The 580-nt window shown below is 70.0% G+C and carries 2 protein-coding genes; both read left to right on the forward strand.

Going from position 1 to position 580, the window contains the following annotated elements; genetic code table 11:
- Positions 1 to 497 (forward strand): type VII secretion protein EccB (locus LI92_RS21430; RefSeq protein WP_046322605.1); only part of this gene is annotated, 497 nt, incomplete at its 5' end.
- A partial coding sequence (locus LI92_RS24690) for a hypothetical protein (protein ID WP_502691494.1) occupies positions 494 to 580 on the forward strand: 87 nt, incomplete at its 3' end. The genes LI92_RS21430 and LI92_RS24690, both read left to right, overlap by 4 nt.

A 580-nucleotide genomic window follows, 5' to 3' on the forward strand; every position in this document is an offset into this window, starting at 1 on the left:
CGGCGCCGGTGACGTGCGCGCAGTGGAGTAAGCCCGCGGGGGCGAGCACCAGTTCGTTGACGTTGCTGTCGGGTTCGACGCTGCCGTTGCGTGAGGGTGTGCGCACCCTGGATCTGGTGGGCGCCGGGGTGGGCGGCACCGCGGCCCGCGTCGCCCTGACACCCGGAACGGGGTACTTCGTCCAGAGCGTCAGCAGCGATCCCACGGCCGATGCGAAAGCCGGCCCGCTGTTCTGGATCTCCGACACCGGTGTGCGGTACGGCATCAACACCGAGGCCGGCAGCGCCGGCGGTGACGGTGACACGGTCTCCGCCCTCGGGCTGAGTGAGCCGGCGTTGGCCGTGCCGTGGTCGGTGCTGTCGCAGTTCGCCCTCGGACCTACGTTGTCGCGTGCTGATGCGTTGTTGGCGCATGACGGGTTGGCGCCGGATCCGAGTCCGGGCCGTCGCGCCACCACTGAGCTGGGTACCGCTGCTAACGGGGGAGAGACCCGATGAGTCGTTTGATTTTTGAGGCGCGTCGTCGGTTGCCGGTGCCGCCGGTGGATCGGGGTGCGATCACGGTGGAGGCGCCGCCGGAG

It is taken from the genome of Mycobacterium sp. UM_Kg1 (assembly GCF_000972925.1).
GTDB classification, from domain to species: Bacteria; Actinomycetota; Actinomycetes; order Mycobacteriales; family Mycobacteriaceae; genus Mycobacterium; species Mycobacterium hiberniae.